At 60.0% G+C, this 18,005-nt stretch carries 3 protein-coding genes and 1 pseudogene; 2 read left to right on the top strand and 2 right to left on the bottom strand.

Features of this window, described 5'->3' with window-relative positions; genetic code table 11:
* Positions 1-222: 222 nt before the first annotated feature.
* The gene (locus ACSQ8R_RS22275) at positions 223-14,058 is read right to left on the bottom strand and encodes a T1SS-143 repeat domain-containing protein (protein ID WP_436255589.1); all 13,836 of its coding nucleotides are present in this window, start codon (positions 14,056-14,058) and stop codon (positions 223-225) included.
* Positions 14,059-14,702: 644 nt separating this feature from the next.
* Between ACSQ8R_RS22275 and ACSQ8R_RS22270 the strand changes: the two are divergent.
* Positions 14,703-14,813 (top strand): annotated as a pseudogene (locus ACSQ8R_RS22270) (AAA family ATPase); the annotation flags it as partial.
* Between the two features lie 18 nt (positions 14,814-14,831).
* Here the strand turns inward: ACSQ8R_RS22270 and ACSQ8R_RS22265 are convergent.
* A complete protein-coding gene (locus tag ACSQ8R_RS22265) occupies positions 14,832-15,353 on the bottom strand; it encodes an Lrp/AsnC family transcriptional regulator (protein WP_436255588.1) in 522 nt (173 codons plus the stop codon).
* 87 nt (positions 15,354-15,440) lie between these two features.
* Between ACSQ8R_RS22265 and ACSQ8R_RS22260 the strand changes: the two genes are divergently transcribed.
* Positions 15,441-17,846: a transketolase gene (locus ACSQ8R_RS22260; RefSeq protein WP_436255587.1), complete on the top strand. Its 2,406-nt coding sequence runs from the start codon at positions 15,441-15,443 to the stop codon at positions 17,844-17,846.
* Positions 17,847-18,005: the final 159 nt, after the last annotated feature.

Below are 18,005 nucleotides of genomic sequence, written 5' to 3'. Positions count from 1 at the left end.
GACGTAACTTGCGCCAATTATGCACACGACCAAAACCGGCTCACCGGACGCTCACGATCTAAATCCTACGCCGAAGCCATATACTGCTGGCATGCCCCTAGAAAGTGTTTTTGAACAGCACCATCTAAAAATTTTACGCTTATTTTATTGATCAGCAATTGCTGAAACAAGAAAAGGCGCTTGCGCGCCTTCTCCGTTGTTTCGATTTTGAGCAAATGTCACTTAGACGTGAGAGAGGTTTGCCGAGTGCTTGTCGTCGTCGAAGAGGATCTTGACCGCTTCGGTGTGATTCTGGAGCACGGCGACGTCCTTCCAGCTGTCGGTCGCCACCTGAACGCTGACGGTCGTGTCGTTGCCGCTGATCGTGGTGCGGACATTCGCGGCAGCCTCTTCACCGGTTGCCTGATGGCCAAGCAGGGTATCGAGGAGCTTCGAAACATCGACCGCATCGCCTTCGCTCGACTTGTAGTCGGTGATGACGTCGGCCATGTCGAGTTCGTGCAGGGCCGAAGGATCGAGCACGAACGTATCCGCGCCGGCACCGCCGGTCATCTGCGTCAGACCCGGCAGGGCGGCGAGGATATCGTCACCGTCCGTACCGACCAATGAATTGGCATGGCTATAGTCGCCATAAATAACCGCGCCAATCGACTTATCAAAGTCAACTTCAACAAAGGCTCCAGCAGTACCGTCCTCGAAAGTGAACTGACCATGGGCAGAGACCGCTTGTCCGTCGATCTCTTCTGAAGTTCCGACCGTGGTCAGCGAAATGCTGGAGATTCCAATCTCTGTCAAAGATTTGAGCTCGCCCACGTCGCTGATACCATCGTGATTTGCATCCTGCCACACTAACAGTTTGCCGAAGTCAAAATCTTTGCTGTCAATCACACCATCGCCGTTGCTATCGATCGTGCCGAGTGCCGCCAAACTGCTATTGTAGCTTCCGCCTCCAAACACGGTCGAGAAGATTTCCTTCCCATTTTCGATGCGCCCGTTGCCATTGATGTCCATACTCAGGACACCATCCTCACCGCCCATCCACGCAGTCTTATCAGCTACTCCATCCCCGTTGACGTCGAAAGCAACTCCGTTTTCCAGCGAGGTGAAAGAGATACCCGCATTGCCAAGATCAAGCACGATTGGATCACCAGATGGCGAGACAATCGAGACGTGCAACGTATAGGTGTCGTTGGAGTTATTGAACTTGTCCTGATATTCCTCAACCCAACTAGAATTCCATTCGCCTACTTTTAGATAATACGTTCCCGCGTTCAGGGTTGCGGTGAGATAAGAATCTAGGTTGGACGAACTTCCCTTGTCTCTGCTTGAGAGCACATCGGTGACGTCATCGTTTTGTCCGATCGTTTGTCCATCTTTTTGAAGAACCAACCACGTGTCGAATGAAGCTCCATCGACATCAAACCTAACTGTCGTACCGTTCTCGGTGATGACAAGCTTGTAGAAGTCGAACTCCTTAGCCGAAGTCGTAGCATTCACAGTTATAGTAGGACTTGTAACTGCGTTAGTGACATCGGCGTCAGTCGATTTGAGATAGGAATATGCTGCGTTCGTGAGATCCACAGCGTGCTCAACGTCCCTATTGTCGCCTTTCCCGAGGTTGTAGGAATTTGGTTCTGCTGCCGTGTCGGTAGCGCCTTGGATGGTAATATTAACAGTCTTCGCTGTCCCGTCCGCGGTTTTTACGACGAAGCTGTCGGAAAGCTGCGATCCAGAATTCAATGCGTTGACAACAGAGTTCGCATTATTGAGTGAATACGTCCAAACGCCCTGTGCGTTGATAGTATACGAACCGTAACCGCTTGGCGTGGAGGTTGCGCTGGATACTGCTTGCCACAGGTCGTTCTGATCGTCGGCGTCCGTCGACATAAGATTTCCGGTGACAATTGCTACACCGGCGTTCGTTGGGGTCGCCTCTGTAACCGTTCCAGACGATATCCCCGTGATTACCGCTGTGTCGTTGGCACCGGTCAGGTTTACGACAAAGCTCTGGGTGGCGGTGGCGTTCGAGCCGTCCGTCACGTTTAACGTGAAGGTTTCGCTCCCGTTCGACTTCAGGCCTTCGATCGCTCCGTCATTAGGCACGAAGGTGTAGGCACCGTTCGAGCTGTTCACATAGAGAACACCGTAGCTGCCGGTCTTCGCGATATTATACCCGCTCATCGCATTCGAAGCCGAGCCTCCCTGGATGCCGAAAGTCAGCGTATCAGCTGCATCTCGATCAGAGCCCGTCAACGTGCCGGTCACAGCATTGAAGCTGTCGTCGGCAGCCGTATCAATGTAGGTCTTGCCGCCAAGAGATGCCGTCAAAGTTGGCGTGTCATTGGTACCGGTCAGATTGACAACAAAGCTCTGAGTCGCAGTCGCGTTCGAGCCGTCCGTCACGTTTAGCGTGAAGGTTTCGCTCCCGTTCGACTTCAGGCCTTCGATCGCTCCGTCGTTAGGCACGAAGGTGTAGGCACCGTTCGAGCTGTTCACATAGAGAACACCGTAGCTGCCGGTCTTCGCGATATTATACCCGCTCATCGCATTCGAAGCCGTGCCTCCCTCGATGCCGTAAATCAGCGTCTCAGTTGCATCTCGATCCGAGCCCGTCAACGTCCCGATCACAGCATTGAAGCTGTCGTCGGCGGCCGTATCAATGTAGGTCTTGCCGCCAAGAGATGCCGTCAAGGTTGGCGTGTCGTTGGTGCCGGTGATGTTGATCGTCAGGCTGGCACTCGATGTCAGACCATGGGCATCCGCCATTGTGTAGGTGAAGACATCGCTCGCAGCCGCACCTTGGCCAAGCGCCTGGGTGTCGCTGTCATTGTTATCCAGCGCATAGGCATAGCTGCCATCGGAATGGATGGTGAGTATGCCATAAGCGCCTGCGATCGTGACGTCACCGTTGCCGGCCGGAACGGCTGTCGCCGGGCCTGCACCGAACTGGATCGCGGTCACATGCTTGCTGTCGAAGGCATCGGCGTCGGTGTCGTTGGTCAGAACGTTGCCGATTGCCGAAGCGTCACCCGCCGTGCCATTGGCAACGCCGCCGGCCTCGACCACCGGGTCACCGGTATTGTTGTCGGCAGCCGCATGCGGTGCGTCGTTGATGAGGTCGATCGCCTGCATCGTGCCGCCGGCGCCACCATTCTCGCCCTGGAAGGTGAACTGTTCGATATTCTTCGCCGTCGCCACGACGTGGCCGCCAAGGCTGAAGGTGAAGGTACCGTCAGTTGCCCTGACGATGTCGTAGTCGGACCACTTGCCGGCAAGCTTCACCGTATCGATGTCGCCGCCCGTGGTGTCGTCCACATCGTTGATCTCGACCTTGGTGCCGACCAGGCCGGTCAGGTCGATGGTGTCGCTGCCGACGCCGCCGTTGATCACAACCGTCGTCGGCGCGATTGCCGTGCCGCTCAGGTCGCCGACAGCGATGCTGTCGCCGGCACTTCCGAGCGTCACTTCGATACGCTCGATTTCATCGGCGCGGACAGTCGCACCATTGGCGCCGGTATAGCTGACCAGTATGTCGGTGGCATTGATGCCCGCAACGATATCGGTGCCACCGGTTGCCTTGGCGATGGTGAAGCTGCGCTGAACCGCATCGCCGGCAATCTTGAGGATGTCGTAGTCCAGATTGCTTGTCCCGGTTTCTTCGCCACCATCGACGATATCGTTGCCGTCGCCGACCTTATAGATAAAGGTATCGTTGCCGGCGCCGCCGGACAATACGTCGTTACCGCCACGGCCTTCGATGACGTCATCGCCGGCATTTCCGACGAGGGTGTTGGCGTCATCGGTACCGCGCAGCGTGTCGTTGTTGATCGTGCCTTCGGCATTTTCAAAATTGGTGATCAGGTCCTGGGCGATCAGCACGTCGGTCGCGTTGTTAAAGCGGTCAACGATGCCGAGCTGCAGGTCGATCTCGACGCGTGGAGCCGAGAGCTGGTTGTAGATCACCGTGTCGATACCATCGCCGCCATCAACGACAGCCGCAGGTGTCTGGTTGCCGGCGATGAACAGATCGTCGCCTCCGGCAAGGTTCGCGGTCAGCTTGGTGTCGGAAGTGAGATAGGCACTGGAGAGCGTATTGCCCTGATCGGAGCCGGTTATCTTCACGTCGGTGACGCCAACCAGATTTCCATGGCCGCTGGTCCCGACGATTGCGGTCTCGTAATCGCCGATCTGCACATCAAACTTCTCGACGCCGGCTGCGCCGAGCAGAGCGTCGCCTGGCGACATGCCAGCGATATTGTCGGTGAGCTGGATCTCGATACCCGAGGCCGTTCCGCCGATGCGGGTCTCATAGACCCCTGCGACAGCTGTCCCCTTGCTGATGGTTAGCGTATCGATATCTCCGCCGCCGTCGATTGTGTCGGAACCGTCGCCGCGAGTGTAGACGAACGTGTCGTCGCCGGCACCGCCAGACATCTGGTCGTCGCCATGGCCGCCCACCAGTGTGTCGTTGCCATCTTCGCCATAAAGCTTGTCGTTGCCGCCATTGCCTTCGATATGGTCGTTGCCGCCGGCAGCGAAGATGATGTCGTCACCGGGATCTGAATCCGGGTTGCCGTCGTCTTCGCCATAGAGCCAGTCGCCGTCGGAGCCGCCATAGATCAGGTCGTTGCCGCCGCCGCCCTTGGCGGTACCGCCGCCATTGCCGAGGATAAGCACGTCATCGCCGGAACCTGCGAACAGCCCGTCTGCGACATTGTCGTCGCCAGCGATCAGCAGGTCGTTGCCTGCACCGCCAAGAAGCGTGTCGGAACCTGCGCCACCGCGCAGGATGTTGTCGTTTCCGTCGCCGACAAGCACGTCGTTCGCCGAACCGCCGGTCAGGTTTTCGATACCGACAAGTGTGTCCGTTCCGACCGCATCATCGGCAGCGTTACTGTCGATCGCGCTATGGGCCGGAATGGCGGCCGGCCAGGTAGTGGCGTCGCCAAGATTGGCAAGTACACCCGTCGTCACCGACGAGTAGTCCGCGGTGTCGCCGCCGAGGGCCGAAGCGATGATCGCCGCAGCGTCACCCGATGCCGGGTTGGACGGATGGTTGAAGGCAACAGCACTGTTGCTGCCGCCATCGAGCAGATCGTCGCCCTTGCCGCCGATCAGCGTGTCGTTGTCGGCATTGCCATAAATCTTGTCGTCGCCTTCGCCGCCCCAGATTTCGTCGTCGCCGCTGCCTCCGTCGAGTGTGTCGTTACCGCCGAGACCAGAGATGAGATCGTTATCGGAGCCACCGAGAATATGATCGGCCTGAACGTTCGAACCCTGCAGGACATCGTCGCCGGCACCACCTTCCATATAAAGGGGATCAGTGCCGGACGTGTAGGACTGCGGCAGCAGAATGATGTCGCTACCGTCGGTACCGATGAACCGCTCGACGCCCGACAGCGTGCCCGGATAGTTGGCGCGGTCGAATACGAAGCCCGTAGCGCCGGCTGCGGAAACGAACTCAACCGTATCCACACCCGCTCCACCGTTGAGGCTATCGCCTTCACCGGAAAGATGATCCAGCGAAACGGTAACGGTCGAGCCGTCACCCAGCGTTACCGTCCGGCTGCCCTGACCGGTTGCGTCGTCGAGATCGGCGCTGACAATGAACGTATCGTCCCCGTCGCCACCGTTCAGGGTATCGCCGGACTTTCCGGACGTGATAACGTTGGCGCCGTCATTGCCCTGTACCCCGTTGCTGAGGTCGTTGCCGACCACGTTGATCGGCGCGGTGCCACCCAGCACGATATTCTGAACGCCATCGAGCGTCAGGTTGATGCCGGTATCGTCGTCGCCGCCGACAACCGTCAGGTTTTCCTTGGTGATCGTCGCATCCTCGTCGGTAACAGTACCGACCAGCTCGATGCGGTAACCCGCAAGCGTTGTCGCAGCATCATTGGCGAGCTGGATGGTGTCGTAGGTACCAACGAGGTTGGTGCCGTTGAAGACACGGACCGGATCGGTCAGATCGAGCACGACGCCATTGGCGAACTGGATCAGTTCGATGCCGTAAAGGTTATCCGTCGTTGCATTCTGAGTATATTCCGGCGCGCCGTTCAGGGCTTCTACCTGCCAGATGCCATCGCCGCCGCCAGTGAAATTCGGCGTGAAGAAGACGCGATAATCACTCGCTGCGCCGCCATAGGCTGCGGTGTCTGTTTCACCAGCAGTTGCATTGAGATCTGCACCGATATTCGTCGTACCGTTCCCGAACAGACTGTCGGAGTGCTTTCCACCCCACAGGACATCGTTGCCAGCTCCGCCAATCAGCGTATCGGCACCGGCTCCGCCCTTGAGGGTGTCAATGCCTTCGCCACCGGTGATGACGTCATTGCCCTTGCCACCCGTAATGGTGTCGTCGCCCTTACCGCCGTTGATGGTGACGCCGCCATTGGCCTGGTCGCTGAGGTAGTCGTCGCGCAGAGTGATGGTGTCGTTGCCGTCGGTGCCGGCGATTTCTTCGATATGGGCGATGGTGGTGACGTTGCCATCAAGCAGGAAGCCCTGCGTGCCAGTTGTCAGGACGATCTTGTCGTAGTCGGCACCGCCGTCGACGCTGTCCAAGGTCGTGGCCAGGCCGCTGGCGATCTGATCTGCCCCTAGATTGATGATATCGCTGCCAGCGCCACCATGGATCGTATCGGCGCCGAGGCCACCCCAGATCACGTCGTCGCCATTGCCACCGGATAGGGTGTCATCGCCACCGAGACCCGAGATCAGGTCGTTGTCGTCTCCGCCGTTGATTATGTCGGCGGAATTCGAGCCTCCGAGGATGTCATTGCCGTCACCGCCTTCGATGGTGATCGGTCCGCCGTCTGCCGTGGAGCCTGCTGCCAGAAGAATGACGTCGTTGCCATCGGTACCGACGATCTTCTCGACACCGGAAAGGTAGCCGGGAGCCGTGCTGTAGTCGGCCACGAAGCCCGGTTTGCCGTCCCGCTCGAGGATGATCGTGTCGCTTCCTGTACCGCCGACCACCTTGTCGGCGGTGCCGGCAAGACCATCGATATCGACCGCCAGGAGGCTGCCATCGCCCAGTTGAATGTTGCGGGTACCGGAACCGGTCACATCTGCGCCGAGGACGAAGGTGTCGTTGCCGGCACCGCCGTCGAGAATGTCGGCGCCGAGACCACCATCGAGATAGTCATTGCCGCCATTGCCTGTAAGCTTGTTGGCTTCGTCGCCACCGATGAGAACGTCGTCGGCAGAGCCGCCCAACGCATCGTTGATGCCGGTCACATTGTCGATGCCGACAATCTTGTCGGTGACGAGAGCACCATCGGTCGCCCTGTCACCGGCAACCGTCTGCCCGAGGACGATATGCGTGTCGTCGTCGAGATTGACGAAGACGCCGGAAGTCAGGTTCGAGTAGTTGATCGAGTCGATCGAACCTGCGGCATCGACGCGGACCACGAAGGTCTGCTCGGCCGTCGTGTCGTGATCCGAATCCGTTGCATGATAGGTAAAGGCCAGGTCGATGTAGTCGGCAGTGCCCGCAGGCGCCGGATGATCCAGCGGCTGCAGCAGGTTGAACGTGTAGCTTCCCGAAGCAAGGTCCGACAGCAACACGTTGAAGACGACAAGATTGGCGTCGGTCGCGCTCGCCGGAACGGTCGAGCCGATATAGGCCACGAGATACGCGCCAACGAATGCGAACTGTACCTGATTTCCATTCGAGGTCAGGTTGGCAAGGGCGCCCGCAGGACCGGAAACGGTTACGTTGTTGGCGGCAACCGGCTTTGCGAACGTGACCGACCGATCATTGTTTCCAATGTCCGGATTGGCGTCGTCATTACCCCACGAAATGGAGAGCGGCACGGCGCTGAGCGTCCGGGTGCCGTCTTCGAACACCGTCTGCATCTCCGGCGCGGCACCCACGGTCGCCACGCCATCTGCCACATCAATGTGGAACGGCTGATCAACGAAATCACCATCGCCGTCATAAACGCGGGCGACGAGATCAAGCGTGAGATTATCGCTGCCGGCGGGATGATCGAGATTCTGATGGAGAGTGACGACAAAGCTGCCGGGATGAACCACGGACACGATAAAGACCGGACTATCGACCGTATCGCCATCCTTGAAGGCAACGAGCTGCTGATCGACGCCGTTTGTCGTCAGGATGGCATACTTCAATGCCACGCCATCCGAGGTGAGGCCGGCATTGATCATCGGATCGCCATGAACGTCCGTGCCAATAGCGACATGGTTGTTCTTGTCGGCCCCAATCTTCACATTCAGACTGTCGAAGTCGAAGGAAACCGACGGCAGGCCAACTTCGGATACATTGCCCGAACCGGCAGGACCGGCGATGACCGGGCTGTCGTCGATGACATTGACCTGGAAGTTGTTCTTGACGATATCGCCGTCGCCGTCACGGGCGGTTGCCGTGAAGGTGAAGGTCAGCACGTCTTCGTTGCCGGCGCCGCTGGCCTTGACCGGATGGTCGAGCACTCCGTCGAGGTCGAAGTCGTAGCGGCCCGAACCCGTATCGGAGAGAGTGACCGTGAACACCGCAACACCGCTGGCGGAGCCCGCATGCGCCACAAGAACCGTGCCGTTCTGCGACAGCGTATAGACCAGTGCCTGGCCGCCCGAGGTCAGGCTGTCGAGGCCGATCGTTGTGTTGCCGCTCTTGACCGTCATGAAGGCTGCAGCGTCAGCCGCGCTGACCACTGTTGCCGCGACGCTTGCGCTCGCTGCAAACACGATCGAGCGGTCGCCCATCACCTGTGTGCCGGTAAAGCCGCCATTGGCAGTCGTGTTGGAGTCGTCGCCGCCCCAGGAGATATTCAGCGAGGCGCCGATCTTGTCGGTGATCAGGCCGCCGTTGAGCACGGCGCCGGAGAGTTCGACGCCGATCGGGCTGACATCTTCATTGCCGCCCGAAAGCGCTTCTTCTTCGACATAGCGGGCAAACACGGTGCCGGCCGTCGGCACGTCGTCGATCACCTTCACCGTGAAGATCGCCGGCGCAGTCGTGTCGCCGTCCGAGTCGGTTGCCGTAAACTGGAAGTTCAGCGCGATCTGGTCTTCGCCGGAAGCCGGATGATCCAGCGTGTCGACCAGCGTGAACGAGTACGAGCCGCTGCCATTGTCCGACAGCGTCACCGTGAACACCGTCTGGCCGGTTTCGGTGCCGGCATGCGCCGTCAGAACCGTGCCGTCGGCAGACAGCGTATAGACCAGGTCCAGGCCGCGCGAAGACAGATTCTGGGCTTCGAGATTGGCGATGGCCGCCGGGCCGAAGGAGACCGAACGGTTGCCGGCGCCTGATGTGATCGCCTCGTTGTCCGCATTGTCCGAACCCCACGAGATCGCAAGCGTCCCGCCGGTGTTCTGCGTCGTGCGATCCAGCAGGCCGAACAGAGCGTCGGCGTCGCCGGCACCGCTCATGTCCTCGTTGCCGGCGCCGATCACGGCACCCTGCTCTTCCTCCACAATCCCGCCCGCAAACGGCGTCCCGATCTGGGCAACGTCATCCACGATATTGACGGTGAACGTGCTGGACGAGCTATCGCCGTCCGAGTCGGTTGCCGTGTAGTTGAAAGTCAGCGACAGGCTGTTCTCGCTGTTGGCCGGCGAGGTGTCGTGGTCGAGCGGCTTGACCAGCGTGAAGTTGTATTCGCCGTTGTTGACGTCGGAGACAGTGGCGAAGAACACCACATTGCCGGCACCCGTCGTTGTCGGAGCCGTGTTGCCGGTATAACCGACAACCGTGCCGTTCGCCAGGATCGCCGTGTGAACTTCGACGCCGAGCGAGGTCAGCGAATTGCCAGCCTCACCGGCGACGGTCACGTTCGCATTGCGGAACGCAACTGAGCGGTCGCCCGGCTGGCCGTTGCCGTCATTGGCATTGTCGGCGCCCCACTGGATGTTCAGCGAGACATGTTCGGCCTTGGCCGAGTAACCGTCTCCAGCCTCATTGTTGCCGGAGTTGACGCTTTCGTCCTCGACCGTCGAGGCCGTGCCCGGGTTGGCAACCGGGCTGTCGTCGATGACATTGACCTGGAAGTTGTTCTTGACGATATCGCCGTCGCCGTCACGGGCGGTTGCCGTGAAGGTGAAGGTCAGCACGTCTTCGTTGCCGGCGCCGCTGGCCTTGACCGGATGGTCGAGCACTCCGTCGAGGTCGAAGTCGTAGCGGCCCGAACCCGTATCGGAGAGAGTGACCGTGAACACCGCAACACCGCTGGCGGAGCCCGCATGCGCCACAAGAACCGTGCCGTTCTGCGACAGCGTATAGACCAGTGCCTGGCCGCCCGAGGTCAGGCTGTCGAGGCCGATCGTTGTGTTGCCGCTCTTGACCGTCATGAAGGCTGCAGCGTCAGCCGCGCTGACCACTGTTGCCGCGACGCTTGCGCTCGCTGCAAACACGATCGAGCGGTCGCCCATCACCTGTGTGCCGGTAAAGCCGCCATTGGCAGTCGTGTTGGAGTCGTCGCCGCCCCAGGAGATATTCAGCGAGGCGCCGATCTTGTCGGTGATCAGGCCGCCGTTGAGCACGGCGCCGGAGAGTTCGACGCCGATCGGGCTGACATCTTCATTGCCGCCCGAAAGCGCTTCTTCTTCGACATAGCGGGCAAACACGGTGCCGGCCGTCGGCACGTCGTCGATCACCTTCACCGTGAAGATCGCCGGCGCAGTCGTGTCGCCGTCCGAGTCGGTTGCCGTAAACTGGAAGTTCAGCGCGATCTGGTCTTCGCCGGAAGCCGGATGATCCAGCGTGTCGACCAGCGTGAACGAGTACGAGCCGCTGCCATTGTCCGACAGCGTCACCGTGAACACCGTCTGGCCGGTTTCGGTGCCGGCATGCGCCGTCAGAACCGTGCCGTCGGCAGACAGCGTATAGACCAGGTCCAGGCCGCGCGAAGACAGATTCTGGGCTTCGAGATTGGCGATGGCCGCCGGGCCGAAGGAGACCGAACGGTTGCCAGCGCCTGATGTGATCGCCTCGTTGTCCGCATTGTCCGAACCCCACGAGATCGCAAGCGTGCCCCCGGTGTTCTGCGTCGTGCGATCCTGGAACTGCAGGCCGAGGAAGCCCCCGAAGCCGTCCGCATCGCCCGTGCCGCCCGTGTCCTCGTTGCCGGCGCCGATCACGGCACCCTGCTCTTCTTCAACAATACCGCCCGCAAACGGCGTCCCGATCTGGGCGGTATCGTCGTCGATATCAATCGTGAGCGTGCCGGTGGCGACGTCATTGTCGCCATCCTTTACGTCATAGGACACCGTGACGGAGACATTGTCTTCAAAGCCAGGATTGGAACCGTCATGGTTGACGGGCGCCAGCTGCTCGACATGGTATGCACCGGTCGAAGCGCTGTCGATGACCAGCTTGAACACCGGTACATACGTGCCATTCTGGTTTTGAGTGATCGTCAGCTGCGAACCATCTTCCGATCGGGCGAACCAGAAGCCGTAGGGCAGCGTGAGCCCGCTGCCCGACCACGAGATCGAGCCTGCGACATCAGCCCCGAAACTGTGGCCAAGGATACCGGAGGTGGCAGTTGTAGTGTCATCACCTACACCATTGGCATTGCCGCCCAAGGTATCGTCATCGAGCTTTAGCGTGTCATTGGAAACGACAGTCGGCGTGTCGTCGTCGACATTGATGGTCAGCGTGCCGGGCGTTGCGGCCGCGTCGCCGTCCTTGTCGGTGGCCTGATAGGAGATCGTGAACTGAACGTTGTCTTCCGTGCCGGGGATCGTGCCCTGCGGATGGTCGATCGGCGCAAGCTGGGTGACCTGGTAGGCGCCCGTTACCGTGTCGGTGATGGTGATCGAGACCACCGCGCGTTCGCCCTGGAAGATGGTCATCACCTTGCCGTCTTCGGACGGAGTCGCGGTGAAGCCTGCAGGCAGCGTCAGGCCGCTCCCGATCCACAGAACCGAACCGGCGCCATCGGCACCATAGGCATGCGCAAGGAAACCCGTCGCATTGACGGAGTCGGCGTCATCGCCGTTGCCAGCCGGATTGCCGCCGGTCAGTGTATCGTCGTCGAGCTGCACAAGCGCGTTCGCGCCGATCGTCGGAATGTCGTCGTCGACATTGATGGTCAGCGTACCGGGCGTTGCGGCAGCATCGCCGTCCTTGTCGGTGACCTGGTAGGAGATCGTGAACTGGACGTTGTCTTCCGTGCCCGGGATCGTGCCTTGCGGATGGTTGATCGGAGCAAGCTGGGTGACCTGGTAGGCGCCCGTTACCGTGTCGGTGATGGTGATCGAGACGACAGCGCGTTCGCCCTGGAAGATGGTCATCACCTTGCCGTCTTCGGACGGAGTGGCGGTGAAGCCTGCAGGCAGCGTCAGGCCGCTCCCGATCCACAGAACCGAACCGGCGCCATCGGCCCCATAGGCATGCGCAAGGAAACCCGTCGCATTGACGGAGTCGGCGTCATCGCCGTTGCCAGCCGGATTGCCGCCGGTCAGTGCATCGTCGTCGAGCTGAACCAGCGAATTCTCGCCAACGGTCGGAATGTCGTCATCGACCGTGACAGAGAAGCTGCCGATCTGCGAATCGCCGTCGGCATCCGTTGCCGTGTAGTTGAAAGTCAGCGGGAGAGCGTTGCTTTCGGAAGCATGGTCAAGGGCGCCCTTCAACTCGAACGTCGCCGTGCCATGCTCCGAGGTCGGATCGAGGGTGACAGTGAAGACCGCCGGACCTTCGATGCTACCCTTGAATGCGGTGATGGTGACGATACCATTGGCCGAGACCGTGGGCGCACCGTAGACGACCCCAACGCCGCCCGAAGTCAGACCCTGCGGCAGGCCGTCGCCATTGAACGCGATAGAACGGCCGAAGGTATCGCCTTCCGACTCGCCCTTCACATTGGCGTCGGCACCCCAGGAGATACCGAGGGTCGCCGAGGTGACGAGGCTCTCACGCGCTTCTCCCTCATCATTGCCGTTTGAAAGATCATCCTCGTCCACCGAGACCAGCGTCACGGCGCCGCCGATCGACGGGCCGTCATCACCAATCTCGATCGAGAACGAACCCGTGTCGGAATCGCCATCCTTGTCTGTGACGGTGAACGTAAAGTTCAGTCGCAGGGCGTCATCGGCACCGATCTCGCCGAGATCCGGATGGTCGAGAGGCTGCGACTGCGTGTAGGTGAAGGCGCCGGTGATCGGGTTGGTGACCGTCAGCGTAAAAACGGTGACCGTGGTCTCGCCAACGGTGATCGTGCCGGTGACCGTCAGGCCGTCAGCCGAGGTCGACACCGTGACCGGCTGACCGCCGGACGTGAGCGGCGCAGCAACACCGCTGCCGGTCCCTTCCGCCATGTCGGAAGTGCTCTGGTAATTCACCGAGGAGACAATGCCGAAATCGTCACCACCGTCGAAAGCGAGCGTGCCCGTGATCGTCTCGTTGCCGACGACGTCATCGGCCAGAACCGATTCGGAGAAGATGAACGGCGACCCCATGTCGAAGGCGTCCGGCTGATCGTCCGCCGCCGTCCGGTCGTCAAGCCCTGCGCCATCGCCAAATTCCGTGTCGCCGAGCAGCGAGGCGAGCTGAATGGGGTCGTTCTGGCTCTGCTGGATCGAATCTTCGAAGTCAGCGCCGGAGCTGTCCGGGCGTCCGCTGGCGCTGAAGGATCCGTCCGGGCCGGCTGCGACGTTGATGCCGCTGTCTTCCAGCGCCGCGAAGAGCACCTGCTGGGGGACCTCCACCTCGCCGATCAGCATCGTCGGGATCTTGGCCGCGCCGTTGACGATGACGATCTCGGTTCCGTCCGCCTGCACCAGGATGAGGTTGGCGCCATCGACCCGGATATCGTCGATCGACACGCTCGTCGCCAGGTGAACGATGTTGTTGGCGTCCGGGGCCACTTCCGCAGCCGGGGCCGCGGGAGCAGCCGCCGGCGCATTCGGATCGGTCGGTATGCGGTTCGTTGTCGGGGTGCGGCTATCACCGGCCTGCGCCACCTGGATCTCATGCTCGATCGGAGAAGGAGTAGAAGAGGCTGCGATCTCCTCCTGGATCTCCGACGAGAAATTCTCAGTCAGATTTTCTTCCGAGATGTTCGACAGGCGCGGATCTTCAACGGACATTGTGTAACCCCCAACAAAACTATGTCGGTATCAATCCCGTCTCTGAACATAACGCAAGACTTCCTTAACCTTCACGACATAGCGGGTTATGTGTAGAAATGAGTTTTTTCATAGAAGGTTAACTACAGTCGTTGAGGTAATATTAAAGCCAGACATCTTGTCCGGCCCCTTCATCGGTCGGCTACAAGCCACCGGCACCCGAAGCATCCGTCTGGCCTCGCCAAATGGACCGGCGTCAAAACCGGCAGTGGCCAGCAGGCCGAGCATGCACTAATATTCCAAACGGATCACCACGTGGGGCAGGCCAAGCGCTTATGCGTCCGGCTCAGCTGAAGAGGCGTCACGGCCAACTCAACCGTCGAATACCCCTGAATTGCCGATCGAACGTCTATTGACGGTGCGCGATAGGATGAGCGCCTTGCTACCGGAGCGAACGTGGCGAACTATGGCTCCTTGCTCGCGGAGCTTGCATTACGTGATCTTACGATTGTCATATGCTTGCGGCCGCCATCGCTGGGAAAACGTCTGCCATCAAAGAACCTCAAGAATTTTCCCAAGCGCAAGTATTTTGTCTTCCAATCGGCGGGTTGCTCACTTCCAGTTGTTATGCCTGATAGTTCCAATCGGTGAGATGGGGAATAGGCATGTACGAGCGGCTCATCGAGCATCGGGTCGACGAAGCTCTTTCAGATACCCCGGTGGTCCTGATCGTAGGACCGCGCCGGGCGGGCAAGACTACACCTGTCCGGAAGATGGCCCTGCGGGCGAATTGTTTATGTGACATCGATCACGTTCGTCCCTGCCGCTTTTACGCGCCTCAGCGACACCGATGACTGGATCGACGCTATTCCTGGAATCTTCGTGAGCTTGCTGGTGAGGAAATGTTCGTACTCGCGCAGGCCCGGGGAAAGGATACGCAACAGGTAGTCGTTCTCCCCGGTCATCAGCCAGCAGTCGACGACTTCGGGATATTTCATCACCTCGGCTTCAAAGACCTTGAGCTGGGAATCGATCTGCCTGTCGAGCTTGACCGACATGAAGACGGCAACCGGCAGGCCGATCCGTTCTTCATCGAGGTTGGCGGTATAGCCGGTGATGACCCGCTCGTCCTCCAGTCTTCGCAGGCGGCGCAGGCATGGAGAGGGACTGAGACCGACACGTTCGCTGAGGTCCTGGTTGGATATGCGTGCGTCGGCGAGCAGTTCGCGCAGGATCACTCGGTCGATTTTGTCGAGTTGAATAGCTTTGGCAGACGTCATATCTTTTTCTGGCATCCTTGGCAGAAACGTGCGCAATATTAGGTATTTCTGCACGAATACGCAAGAACTACCTTCCGAAACTTTCCTATCCTGCTGCCCGCCGCTGAACAGGGAGGAAGATCAATGGCAAAGAAGACTGGCCAATCGAGAATTGAAGTGTTGCGCGATCTGGAGCGGAGGATCCTTTGGCTCGCCTGCTGGATGATCGACCAGGCCAATCGGCGCGAGAAGATCGATGGCGTGAAGGTCGGTGGCCATCAGGCCTCCAGTGCCTCGCTGGTCTCGATCATGACCGCACTCTATTTCGACGGTCTCAATCCCGAAGACCGCGTGGCGGTCAAGCCGCACGCTTCCCCTATCTTTCATGCCATTCAGTATCTGATGGGCAATCAGACCGTGGAGAAACTCAAAAACTTCCGCGGTTACCGTGGTGCGCAATCCTATCCCAGCCGGACGAAGGACATCGACGACGTCGATTTCTCGACGGGCTCCGTCGGATTGGGTGTCGGCATAACCGCGTTCGCCTCCATCATCCAGGACTACATTGCCGCAAAGGGCTGGAAGAGCGCCCACGGAAAGCCCGGACGCATGATCGCGCTGGTCGGCGACGCCGAGCTCGACGAGGGCAATATCTATGAGGCGCTGCAGGAAGGCTGGAAACATGACCTGCGCAATTGCTGGTGGATCATCGACTACAATCGCCAGAGCCTGGACGGCGTGGTGCGCGAAGGGCTCTACAGCCGCATCGAGCCGGTGTTCAAGGCGTTCGGCTGGAACGTCGTCACCCTGAAATACGGTGCCCTGCAACGCGCGGCGTTCAAGGAGGCGGGCGGCGATGCGCTGAAAGCTTGGATAGATGCCTGCCCGAACCAGCTCTATTCGGCGCTGCTCTTCCAGGGCGGGGCTGCCTGGCGTAAGCGCCTCCTCGACGACATGGGCGACCAGGGCGACGTCAGCGCTCTGATCGAGCGGCGGACCGACGATGAACTCGCCACGCTAATGAACAATCTCGGCGGCCACTGCCTTGAAACCCTTTGCGAGACCTTCAACGGGATCGACGATGACCGGCCGACGGCCTTCATCGCCTACACCGTGAAGGGATGGGGCACACCGCTTGCCGGCCACAAGGACAATCATTCGGGTCTGATGACGAGTGCGCAGATGGAGGCATTCCAGCAGCAGATGAATGTACGCCCTGGCCGGGAGTGGGAGCGTTTCGAAGGACTAGAGTGCTCCGAGCGTGACGTCCGTGAACTGTTGGAAGGCGCACCCTTCTTTGCGCGCGGCCTGCGCCGCTATTCCGCCGATCGCATCGAAGTGCCGGCCACTGTCTCGGTCAGTCCGGCCGCCCTTCGCGAGGAAATATCCACCCAGGCCGCCTTCGGAAAAATCCTCGACAACATCGCCAGAACCGATACGGAGCTCGCGGCCCGCATCGTGACGACATCCCCCGACGTCACGGTGTCGACCAATCTCGGCCCCTGGGTCAACCGGCGTGGCCTGTTCGCGCGCAAGGATCTGGCGGACACGTTCCGGGCCGAACGGATTCCCAGTGCTCAGAGATGGGAATTCCAGCCGAGAGGCCAGCATATCGAGCTTGGTATTGCCGAGATGAACCTGTTCCTGCTTCTGGGTGCGGCGGGGCTTTCGCATTCCCTGTTCGGTGAGCGCCTGCTGCCGATCGGAACGCTTTACGATCCCTTCGTCTCGCGCGGCCTCGATGCACTCAACTACGCCTGTTACCAGGACGCACGCTTTATTGTGGTGGGCACGCCCTCCGGCGTTTCTCTCTCTGGAGAAGGTGGTGCACACCAATCGATTGCGCAGCCGCTCATCGGCATGAGCCAGGATGGTCTGGCAAGTTTTGAACCTGCTTTTGCCGACGAGCTTGCCGTCATCATGGGCTGGGCGCTCGACTACATGCAGCGCAACGGAGAAGGCGACCCGGATGAGAAGACCTGGCTGCGCGACGAAACCGGCGGGTCCGTGTATCTGCGGCTTTCCACGCGCCAGATCGAACAGCCTGGCCGCAAGTCCAATCCACGCTTTGCAGAAGAAGTGATCGCCGGAGCGACCTGGCTCAAGGGACCCGGCCCCAACGCCGAACTGATCATTGCCTACCAGGGCACGGTTGCGACTGAGGCAATCGCTGCGGCAGGCATGCTCGCCGATCGAAGACGCGACATCGGCGTTTTGGCGATCACTTCGGCCGATCGATTGCAGGCCGGATGGCAGGCTGCGCAACGGGCGCGCAGACATGGACCCGCGCAAAGCCACATCGAACGTCTGCTCGACCCCCTCCCCGCGCATTGCAGGATCGTGACCGTGATCGATGGACACCCGGCCACGCTCTCCTGGCTTGGCGGAGTGGCGGGCCACCGCACGCACAGCCTTGGAATCGAGCATTTCGGTCAGACTGGAACAGTCAACGACCTCTACCGACACTACGGAATCGACGCAGACTCGATCGCGCAGACTGCCATGCGCACGACGGCTGGAAAGCCGTTCTCCGCCGTCCGGTCCGGCTAAGGCGCCAACCACCGCGCTCCGTAAGACCCCTAGAAAACATAGCTTTAGCTTGAGCACCTGTCCCCAATCATCTGGTGACGGGTGATCATCTTTGCGCTTTTCCGGCCCGGAAATCAGGCGCGGAATCTACTTTTGACGAACGACACGAAAATTATTGAC

The sequence above is a fragment of the Neorhizobium sp. LjRoot104 genome (assembly GCF_964253725.1).
Taxonomy (GTDB): Bacteria; Pseudomonadota; Alphaproteobacteria; order Rhizobiales; family Rhizobiaceae; genus Neorhizobium.
Note: the sequence above shows the minus strand (reverse complement) of the source record. Positions and strands in the feature narration are given on the sequence as shown.